Here is a 10,774-nt window from a genome sequence, read left to right as displayed (position 1 = left end):
CATCTACTGGCAGCGAAATGATCTTCAGGAAACCTCAATGGGGATTGTCCACGACCAGAATGGCAACGACACAGCCAGCTTTTGTTTCTGTCATTGATGACGACGGTCTAGGTGACATTGCCCATTGGTCGCCACTCCTGCTGGATCGCCACGCGCCGGAACGGGTGGTTGCTTATCACTACGATTCCGCCGGATCGCGCAACAGCACCGTTGCGGAACAGCTCGCAGAGACTGCGCGCCGGCTGCAGCCAGCTCGCATGACCCAGCAGCAGAACGGCTCCGATTGTGCGTATTTGTGGTGGATGCTACGCGGACCCTGGTTGGACGATCCGCACAATGAGAGTGGCCCGGGCCCGTGCCGCTGCATCTCGACCACCTCGTCGCCGATCGGCCGGCACCGCAGCACCGATTGATGATTGGGTCGAACGGCTCTGGGATGTCCCGGCTTTGTTGAATGTCTGAACAAGTCCGGCTTGGCGACGTTGACGCGGTAGACTGGGAGAGCCGAGCCCAAAAAGGAAAGGCCGAGCGTTTTACATTTTGGCGCAAGCATAACCAGCGTTGCCGACATAACTACTGCATCAGCGGGTGGACGGCGGCGATCACGATCAGGTTGACATTACGCGCTCTCATCTGTTTGTTGCTCCGTAGGCGGGGCTGGGCAGTTGTGAGCAGCTGCCGATGTGATGCCAACAATCTTAGTTTTCGGGCGATGCGCAATCGAGAGGCTGATCTCGGAAATGATCTGCTGGATCGGATTACGGCAAAGGCATCCACTTTCTTCGTGCGGAGGACAGCAACGCTAAGCCCATCATCGGTGTCGGGTTTCGACGCGGCCGTCAGAAGGTCCAGCCCGCCTTTTCGGGGCCTCGCGAAGGATTTCCTGGAGCGGTTCGTCGTCTTCCACTACCAGAACGAACGGTAAATCCGACACGAGCCGCGCTTCAAAATCGGGGAACCTCCATGTTCCCGCGCCTTAATCAATGGCTGAGGAATTGTTCAAAATGCCAAAGCTGTCCCGCTGAGCCCTACCGAGGGTGGCCACCACACGCTCGCGATCAAGCTCGATAAGTGGTTCGACTACACGACAACGGACTTCCCCTCTTGCTTGAGGCCGCCGGCCGCTGTCCTCCGGAAGATGTCGGCGGTGCGCCGGGCTAAAGCGAATACCTCGATGCCATCAGCGACCCAACCGCGCCACGTGCTCAAAATAGACGTCAAGCGCCAATCAAATGGGCCTCAGGCTACGCTCACATCCGGAACCCAAACAAGTGCGCCTATAGGGCGCCGAGCAGTTCGATCCCAACGTCGTCGACCGGAGGGCGCTTGAGGCCGCCGTCAACGCATTGTCGGAAATATGGAAGCCGCGCCGGCGATTCATGACGAATGTCGGAAAGCTGACGTACTCAGGCCCTGAGAAAGCGCGCAGAACAGCGACTTCAGTTGGCGCGCCGCTTGCTTCATTCACGGCGTCAGCAGGAGATTACCTATGTTGCTAGCTGTGGTGGAGCGATACGTCGAGTATCCAGCGAAAGAGCGTCGTCTGCACTGAAATCTCGAACAGAACGTTGCAGGTCTTCGACGTCTGAAGCCCAGTTCGAAATACTCAGCCCGATCGCGTCCACGAGCCCGCAAGCCGCGTGCGCCTTGGTGTTTCCAGAGGCAATGTCGGGGTACTTGATTGGACGCTCCAGATATCTGTTCATAGAAGTCACTCGTGCGGATATGAGAAGAAGCCCGACGATCTCACGGATAAACGTAGCGAATGCGCGTCCCGTCGATGTGTACGTATCTCCCGTCAACTTGACAGCCAATGGCAGAGCACATCTGGGCCATGCCGCGGGGCCGTATCTCAGAATGGATATTGTGCAGAAGCACCTCAAGAGAGCGGGCCATCATGTCCGTTCGGGACTGACGACCGACGGTTTCGAGAATCATGTCCTTGTTCGAGCGGCCCGTGAGAACGTCGATCCGTCCGACTTAGCCCACGCTTTCCATACGAAAATTGTCGAGGATCTCGCCTCGGTAGGTATCGTTTTCGATCAATTCGATGATCCGGCATATGGCAGGAATCTACGGCGCTTTTCGAAGGTCGGCAACGCGCTCATGGGCGCCTTATCTGCAGCGGGCTCGCTACATTTCTCCGCGGTCCACTTGCCAATGGACGATACGGGTTCTGCCGCCACACCACGAGAAGAGCGGTTCTGCATCGGAGGCTGGTTCGGTGCCACCTGTCCGGTTTGCCTGGCCGCAGCAGGTAGCTTCTTCTGCGAACGGTGTGGACATCATTTCGAGCCCGAGGAAGCGTTGAATCCGTTATCGAGGCGCGGGCGGATTGTCGAGTGGCCGGAGAATATTTCCGCGTTCCTTTCAATTCCGGAAAAGGACCTGCTTCTACGAGCTTGGGACGATACTGCCATCGAAGCCGGCTTTCTGGAGATAGGACATCGATATGTCGCGCGCAAAGGACAGCAAATGCGGCTGACCGTGCCGGGACTCCACGGGTTGGCCTGGAAGTCGCGGCATTTCGACACCCAGCAGATATTGTTTAGCTACTCCTCGTTACTCTACGCTCACTCTCTCTATTGCGGGCAAAAGGACACGGAGGACGCGGGCAAGCCAAGTCCTTTTGCGCGCGAGTCCGATGCGTTCCTCATCGGCGGTACCGGTATCGATAACACCATTCCGATGCTTGTCGGAGTTACTGGATGCGCGTTAGGCCAGAACTCGTTTCGCTCGTTCGATCGAATTTTCTTTAATCACTTCCTTCGGCTGAACGGATCGAAGTTCTCGACCAGTCGCGGGCACGTGATCTGGGCAGGTGACATCGCCACGATTCCAGATATATCCGTCGATGTACTTAGAGTGTACTTGTCCGAAATCTGCCCGGAAGAAGCTGAAACCGATTTGGTGCCAGAACAACTGGTCCATCGTTACAATGCAGTTCTCGATAGGATATCTGCGGCCATCGACCGCTGCACGGAATCCATAAACGCGATGCCGGCTCTCGCTGGATGTCACGTCGATGGCGCGATGATGGCCACGCTGGATGGGCTCTACGAGAAACAGTGCGCCGCGCTTTCGCTCGATCATCTACGCGTATCACAAGCGTCGAGGCCGGTTATCGATTGGGTCGATCATCTTGATGGCGCGCCGGACCATCACTGCGCCTACACTTGGCTTATGGGATTCAGCATACTGGCTTGGCCGCTGATGCCCAAGATAGCAGGAGCCTTGTGGCACTGGTTCGGTCATGGCGCACATCCCGTCGCTGCACGCGCATCGACGCCTTCATTCCAACGATGCGGAACCGCACCGCAGATCGGTGGGCGCAGGCTGGCGGTTGCGGATATTGAACGATGCCTTCCGGGTGCAGCATGACACGCGCCGCAAACATCGCTCCTGCGGACAAACTGCCCAGTGCAGTCCCGTTGCAAGTTTCCATCCCATTCATGCTTGGCAGTATCAGCCTGGCCACATCCTATGGCTCAAGCTTCTTCCTCGTGGATGCCCTGAGGTCCATTGGGCAGAGCGCCACGACCGCTGGCGCCGTCATTTCGACCGGTACGATCGCGACAATACTGTGTTCGCTCCTCGTCGGCCGGATCGCGGATTCAGTGGGCTTGACGCGAACTATCAGCGCGGCCGCGGTGATGATGACGATCGCGATGGCATGTTTCGCGTCCGCGTCAACTTCGACGCTTTTCGCTTACGCAGGCGGATTTTTTCTCGGCGTTGGGTGGTCTGGCTTTTATATGCTGGCGCCGCTTGAAGTCCTGAGACACGTGCGGTCTGAGGCTCGGATCAAGTATCTTACCCTGCTTTCAGGGTCTCAAATGCTGGGTATCGGACTTGCTGCTCCTCTCGCGCGCGCCGTCGCGGAGACTGCAGGATCCTATATTGCAGTTTATGCCCTGTTCGCCGCCGCATGTCTTGTCGCCGCGACCTTTTTCGAGCTTGCGGGCAGGAGGGGCGCCCACGCTTCTCAACCGAGGATGCCGAATATAGGTCTCACCCTGCAAGGCGTGATGGAGATCTTCAGATCGAGCACGCGCTATCCGATCATCATGATCGGCGTGGGGGGATGCGTTTTCGCCGGTCTTTTCACGTTCCAAACGCTTTACGCCGCGTCGCGGGCGCAATCTGCCGACACGTTCTTTCTTGTCTTCACGCTGACAGCCGTCTTCATGCGATTTGCGGTGGCAACGATTATTGGAAAAGTCCGCATTGAACGCGCGGTCGCGGTGCTCTTCATGTGCACCATTGCGGGACTGTTGATCCTTTTCGTCAATGTAGACAGTACAGCGATCTACATCATCGGAACAATGGTGTTCGCGCTGGGATACGGTCTAAGCTATTCGACGCTGAACAGCATGGCCGTCGATCTTGCCGACCGGGATGGGACCCCCCTGGCCATTGCGTCTCAGGTATTCACGCTCTCCTACTTCGTCGGCTTGTTCGGATTTCCGAGCATCGCCGGACAAATCGTGAAGGCCAGCAGCTTCGATCATCTTCTGATGAGCATGATGATGCTTGTCGTCGCCAATGCCGTAATTCTTACGACACAGGTGTTCTCGGCCGGCCGGGCGCACTGACCAGCTTCTTGCGGAGAATCACGGGATGCCCAAGCAAAGCGATAACCATGACGTAGTCGCGATCGGCGCGGGTCCGGCTAATCTGAGCTTGGCAGCGCTCGCAACTCCAATTCCGGAAGTTTCCTTGAACATCCTCGAGAGTTCGGAGACGCTCAGGTGGCATCCCGGCCTGCTCATAGGAGGCTCGGTCATGCAAACTAGCCCGCTGAAAGACCTAGTCACGCCGGCGGATCCAACGAGCGCATACAGCTTCCTCGCCTATTTGCATGATAAAAGGCGTCTTTATCAAGCTATCGTGCGGGGACTGGCGTCTGTCAGCCGCAGTGAATTTGAAGACTATTTGCGCTGGGCGGCGGCGAAGCTGCCAAACATTCGATTTGGCGTGCACGTTACCGCAGTCGAATTGCGCGGCGAGCTCTTCAATATCACAACGGGTTGCCGCAATTACCAAACGAGTACGATTGTGGTTGGTGTTGGCAGGGTACCGTCTGTCCCCGAGTGGGGCCGTAATGCACCGCCAAATGAGGTGTTTCACGGTAGTGCCCTTCTCCTGCAGCGGCGTGAGCTTTCCGGCAAGCGCGTTGTGGTCGTAGGCGGCGGCCAAAGCGGGGCCGAAATATTTCTTCACCTGCTTGGTGGTGCGTGCGGTCCGTTGGGAACTCTGACCTGGGTGACATGCCGCGCAAACATATTCGCCCTCGAAGACAGTCCTTTCGTCAATGAATGGTTCTTTCCGCAACATGGTGATTGGTTCTTTGACAAGAGTGCGGCGGCCCGAAAGGAAAGTCTTGAGCGACAGATATTGGCCAGCGACGGCGTCAATGGCTCGACGCTGCGCGCTATCTACAATGCACTGTACGATCGCGAAGTTCATAAGCGGTCCTATCCAGAGCATGTAGAAATACGCGTGGCCACGACGGCTGAGGACTTGCTCGGCGTCTCTCCCTTTCGCTTGCGCTTGCGCCACCAGGAGACGGGCGCTTGTTCACAGCTTGTCGCAGACATTGTCGTCCTAGCGACAGGCTATCGCACCGAAATCCCTTCGTTTCTAAAGCCGATCGCAGGTCGGCTCACGGTCTTGGATGCCCCAGGTGGCTCCCAAGAGATCATGGTCGACAAGCAGTTCTCGGCGCGCTTTGACGGTCCCGGAAAGTGTCGTTTGTACGTCCAGAATGGCGCACGCTTTCAGCATGGCATCGCCGATACAAATCTGAGCCTGGTTCCTTGGCGTGCTTCGCTGATCCTCAATTCGATCATCGGCCGCGTAGCTTACGACTGCGGCCCTGCAACCGGTGCCGTCAGGTGGGATGGCGTTGATCCCGAGGCCTCCTGCTGACCGGCGAACAGGTCTGCGCCATGTCAGGACCGGCCGATAGTCGTTCGGAGTATACGATGAAGAATGCACAGTTGATGACCCTGGGTGAAATGACGGTCTATAGTCCCGGTGTAGTCTTGCAGCCCGTCCAAGATTCCGAGACCGCTTGTCCCGTCGAACTCATCGAATTCCGACTGGATCCGTTCGCGGTGTCGGCGCCTCATTCCCATCCGTCCTGCGAGATCTGGCGCATCACGAGCGGCCATGGGCGGGTGATAACGGATGACGGAGAGTTGGCTATCAAGGCCGGCGATCTGGTGTTTTTGCAGCCAGATCGAACCCACTATCTTGAAAATCGTGGTGGCGAAGTTCTGAGCGCTTTGTCCATCGCCTGGGAGCGGGCCCGATGACCGACAGCATTCATGACCTCGCGGTCATTGGAGCCGGGGTCATGGGCCTGAGTGCCGCCTTCATTGCAGCGCGTAGTAATCCTCGGGACAGAATCGTCATCTTCGAACGAGAGACCGTAGGGGCAGGTGCCAGCGGGTTTGCTCCAGGAATCCAGATTAACATCGGCCGTAATGAAAAGGAAAGAAGCCTGTTCATTCGCGGTTCGAAGATTTGGCGAGAGCTCTATCCCGATGGGCGGTGGCCCGATGGTCGGAACTGTGACGTGTTCTGGTTGACGCGTCATCCGGGAGAACTCGCTCAGATGAATTGCGTGGGCGATACCACCCCATCAACATCCTTCGCGCTCACAGGGAGGCTTTCCTCGCTGCCGCGGTTTTTGGTTCCCGACGATATGGCCGTGATGCTGGATCGGGGGTCTTACTGCCCGGTCCGTTCCATTCTTCAGGATCTGGCCCAAAGGCTCAAAGCCGGGGGAATTTCGATATGCGAGGGCACATCTATCGAACGGATACGGCAGGGGTCAAACCGTATCCTTCTTCAGGCCTCCGATGATACCGAACGCTCGGCAAGGCGAGCCATTCTGGCAATCGGTCCATGGCTTCAAGGATCACCGTTGCGCGCGCATCTCGCGGACGAGCCGCGATTGCGAGTAAAAAAGGTCGTTGCGCTTCACTTGGCGGCGCGTCCTACCGCGAACTGTCCAATGATCGGCTTGTTCGATGATTACGCGTTCCTCATTCCCATGATGGAGGAGGGGTATTGGCTGTTCAGCTTCACATCGCAAGAATGGGATGTGAGGCCTGACGCCGGCGGGCTGCAGGTCAGTTCGGACGATCTGGCGCGAGCCACCGCAATCCTGGCAAAATGGTTTTCCCCTGACATGCCTGCGGTGGCATCAGCGCGTGTGTTTTGCGATTGCTATTCAGACGATGGTGTCCCGTTCTCTCGTCCGGCTCAAGATGTCGCCGGACTGTATGTCATTGGCTGCGGATCGGGTAACGGGTTTCGCTTCGGACCGGCGTGTGCGGAAGAGGCAATAGGATCCCTGTATTCTCACCATCGATAGGTTCCCGGCGTGCCGTGATGAGAAGACAAATGCCAGATACGATTGGATGAAAGCCGATCCCCAGCATGATCTTGCAGCTGCTGGCCGCGAGACGTCGAGATCGACCATGATCGTCGATCTCAGCGCCATTGAAGCCAATTATCGCAAGTGCCAGGCGCTTGCGCCTCGCAGCGCTTGCGGCGCCGTTGTCAAGGCCGATGCCTACGGTCTTGGCGCGGCACGGATCGCGCCCTTTCTGGCTTCGCTCGGCTGCGCGCACTTTTTCGTAGCCGATGTGGAGGAAGGCATTGCCCTGCGCGATGAGGTGCCATCGTTCGCAAAGATCTATATGCTCCACGGCGCTATGCCAGGCATGGAACTGGCGGCCGAGCAGCACAATTTGCTGCCAATTCTCAACAGCAGGGAGCAATTGGAGGCTTGGCTTCGGCATTGCCGGCTTCGGAATCGCGCGCTGCCAGCAGGAATTCATGTCGACACGGGCCTGTCTCGGTTGGGCTTTTCCATTGATGAGCTGGACACGATCGCCGGGAATGGAAGCGGGTTATCGGAAATGCGTGTCGTGCTGTTCATGAGCCAGCTCGCTTGTGCAGAGTGGCGAAACGAGGTCTGCCTCGAACAACTAAATCGGTTTCGCAGACTTGCCCATTTGTTCCCGAATGCGATTCTTTCTTTATCGAATTCGGCGGGACTGCTCGCCGGATATGAATTTCACTTTGATCTCATAAGAGCGGGCGGGGGAATCTTCGGTTTCTCGACGTCCGATGATCCCGATTTCAAACCAAAGCAAGTCGTCCGTCTACGAACGAAAATCATCCAATCCCGTGTAGTCGAGCGCGGAGAAGCCATTGGCTATTTCAGGTCCTACACCGTGAAGAAGCGGATGCGGATCGCGGCGGCCGCTATTGGTTATGCCGATGGATTTCCGCGTACGCTCGGCAATCGAGGGCATGTCTTCATATGTGGGAGTCGCGTCCCTATCGTCGGGTTCGTTTCGATGGATGTTATTACCATTGATGTAACTGACCTGGACGAGAATTGGACACGGCCAGGCACGGTGGTGGACCTCATTTGCCCCGAGCAAACCGTGGGAGATATGGCGTCATCCGCGAAAATGCTGAGCGATGAATTGACCACAGGCATCGGACGGCGATGCCGCAGACTTTACGTCTCATCCGAACGAAATGATATGAGGCACCGGTGAACTCCTCCACTTGCAGATCCCAGCAAGTCAATCGGGCAATTTATCTAGGCGACGAAGGCATACGTCTCATGCGTCCGACCTATTTCACCGCCGAGGTGCGTCGGTTCCACCGCCGCGAGAAACTGTTCTACCTCGATCTCCTGGATGCGACCCGATACGAGTTGATCATAGAAGTAGGCTGTAGCGGCTATCGCCTTATCGGCATCAAAAGCGACGATAACGATTATCTTGGCATCGATATAAGTCCACCTCGTGTGCGCCGGTTAAAGAGCAGGAGAGGAGCAGTGATCCGTTGTGAGGCCGGAAAGTTCTTCAAAAGAACACGGCTGGTCGATGAGATAATGCGCCGATATGAGGAAAGGGTGCTTTGCATACTGCCATTTAATTTTCTTGGTACGATGGATGCGCCGATCGACTTTCTGACGCTGGTCTGTAAAACGCCATTTGATCTAGCTTTGTCGCTCTTTTCGACGAGCGAGACGGCAACGTTGGCTCGCCGCGAATACTATGATCTTTGCGGCATTGCCGTTCGGGAGGTGGTGCGCACGGATGACTATGTTCGGTTAGATTGCTCGAACGGGTTCCAGGCGTTCGCTTTCGATCCGGTCTTCCTCGTGAACCATATATCGGCGTATGGCTTCCGCTTGAACGACATACAACATTTTGATGTCTGTAACTTCCTCCATTTCAAAAAGAGTCATCAGGAAATAGCCGGTCAAGATACCGAACACAGATGTTAGATCGTCGACGTCAGGCGGCAAGCAAGCAACAAGGAATGCTACCGTCATTTGCCGGCCCAATGCGGCAACGACGAGCATACGGCCGTGCCAAACCGAGAGCTGAGGCTCGCGCCGATCGAGACGGTGTCCCAGCGCGGAGTTTTCTTTCAGCTTAGCTCCGCTACTTACGATGAAGCTGAAATCGTGCCGCGCAGCCTTTGGCCTACCGAGAGCAAATGCCCTGTGCGCTTTCTCGAGACTGTGTCGTCCAAGTCACCAAAGAATCCGAGCTTCGGCCTATGTTCAGCCGGAGTGAGGATTTCCATGTACGATGTCTACCTGAACGAACGGAACGACCTTCTCGTCGTTCCTCGAGGCCGTTGCATTCCGATCGATCTCAACAGGAACTGGCGGAAGAAACGTGTCGTACGCTCGGTCAGCGAGCAAATCCGCGAAGATGTCCGGATCCATGGCTACCATCGGCGAAAGCTGCCGCTAAGTCGCGCGATGAAAACCCTAGCTGACACGCAAGCTTGATCTACATACAACGAGTGATTGTAAATGAATTGCAAACGGTCGTAAATTCGTGGCGTTTCATTTCCGGGCCGAGAGACCAAACCTCCTTTCGCGAGCGATCGCCTTCCAATGATCCGCACGGGATGTCAGTGCTCACAACAAATCAGGTCCAGGTTTCATGATGCCATCACCGGTCCAAGGCCCAAACGATCACATCTGCCTACAGATGATAGCGAGCGGCTTTGTGGGCCTATTTGGCTCCTTCCCGCCTTCGCAAAGAAGATGCGATTAATTAACAGCATGTTCGTCCAGACCGATGGTTACGCGAAAATCCTGCCCGGATTTTGAAAACGGAACCGGTGAGCAAACGAAATGGCGAGATCATGATACCTCCCGGTCGGGATGTTGACTCTTCTTCGCTGAGAGTCACGCGCGTTATTTCCGGAACCCAAATTCATTCTTGATGCGAGCGCAAGCCAGGTTAGTTTTCATTTCGTATTTTTTCAGCCCTAGTACGGCCGCTGATTTTGGCGACCAGCGGCTCGGCGGACTTAGCTTGGCCCCAGCTTGAACTCCTCGCTGGGGCCGCTTCTTACAGATCTTATTGGTGCGTTGTGACTAATCAGGGACCTACTAAGTCGTCCGTGAAGAATGCGGATTGACTTGAGAAATAAGCAGAATTGGTCTTGATGTAGTATTCGATTTTGCAGGAAAGCGGGGTATTGGACCTCGCTTTCTTGCGTTTTAGGTTTTGCTTTTGGGTGATTCGTGATTCCCTGACGGCGTCGTCGACATTGGGGAATGCGATGAGCAAGCCGCGGGATGATCGCCAGAAAGACCTGTTGCTTCCGGCGCTTGATCAGATCATCGACATGGGTCATCCGCTGGTGCGGTTGGCAGCGCTGATCGACTGGAACATCCTGAATGAGCGCTTCAGTTCGGTGTGCCAAG

Annotated in this window: 9 protein-coding genes and 1 pseudogene; all 10 read left to right on the top strand. The window is 56.2% G+C overall.

Features of this window, described 5'->3' with window-relative positions; translation table 11 throughout:
• Positions 1-59 precede the first annotated feature (59 nt).
• On the top strand, positions 60-413 hold the full coding sequence (locus J6525_RS21840) for a hypothetical protein (RefSeq protein ID WP_225646224.1): 354 nt from the start codon (positions 60-62) through the stop codon (positions 411-413).
• A 1,252-nt stretch (positions 414-1,665) separates the two neighbouring features.
• Positions 1,666-3,381 (top strand): class I tRNA ligase family protein, encoded by a 1,716-nt coding sequence (locus J6525_RS21830; RefSeq protein WP_312009814.1) that lies wholly within the window; start codon positions 1,666-1,668, stop codon positions 3,379-3,381.
• Positions 3,378-4,595 (top strand): MFS transporter, encoded by a 1,218-nt coding sequence (locus J6525_RS21825; RefSeq protein WP_225646223.1) that lies wholly within the window; start codon positions 3,378-3,380, stop codon positions 4,593-4,595. The genes J6525_RS21830 and J6525_RS21825 overlap by 4 nt, the downstream gene beginning before the upstream one ends.
• Before the next feature lie 25 nt (positions 4,596-4,620).
• Positions 4,621-5,931, top strand: a complete 1,311-nt coding sequence (locus J6525_RS21820) for a lysine N(6)-hydroxylase/L-ornithine N(5)-oxygenase family protein (protein ID WP_225646222.1) — start codon at positions 4,621-4,623, stop codon at positions 5,929-5,931.
• A gap of 56 nt (positions 5,932-5,987) precedes the next feature.
• Entirely contained in the window at positions 5,988-6,320 is a 333-nt protein-coding gene (locus J6525_RS21815; protein WP_092090057.1) for a cupin domain-containing protein, read from the top strand.
• A complete protein-coding gene (locus J6525_RS21810; protein WP_225646221.1) occupies positions 6,317-7,387 on the top strand; it encodes an NAD(P)/FAD-dependent oxidoreductase in 1,071 nt (356 codons plus the stop codon). The genes J6525_RS21815 and J6525_RS21810 overlap by 4 nt, the downstream gene beginning before the upstream one ends.
• Before the next feature lie 46 nt (positions 7,388-7,433).
• Entirely contained in the window at positions 7,434-8,588 is a 1,155-nt protein-coding gene (alr, locus tag J6525_RS21805) for an alanine racemase (protein WP_225646220.1), read from the top strand.
• A 68-nt stretch (positions 8,589-8,656) separates the two neighbouring features.
• Entirely contained in the window at positions 8,657-9,328 is a 672-nt protein-coding gene (locus tag J6525_RS21800) for a hypothetical protein (RefSeq protein ID WP_225646219.1), read from the top strand.
• Between the two features lie 303 nt (positions 9,329-9,631).
• Positions 9,632-9,844: a hypothetical protein gene (locus J6525_RS21795; RefSeq protein ID WP_082653740.1), complete on the top strand. Its 213-nt coding sequence runs from the start codon at positions 9,632-9,634 to the stop codon at positions 9,842-9,844.
• A 773-nt stretch (positions 9,845-10,617) separates the two neighbouring features.
• A pseudogene (locus J6525_RS21790) lies at positions 10,618-10,774 on the top strand (IS5/IS1182 family transposase); the annotation flags it as partial.

The sequence above is a fragment of the Bradyrhizobium australafricanum genome (assembly GCF_020329495.1).
GTDB lineage: Bacteria > Pseudomonadota > Alphaproteobacteria > Rhizobiales > Xanthobacteraceae > Bradyrhizobium > Bradyrhizobium australafricanum.
This window is presented reverse-complemented; position numbering and strand designations above follow the sequence as displayed.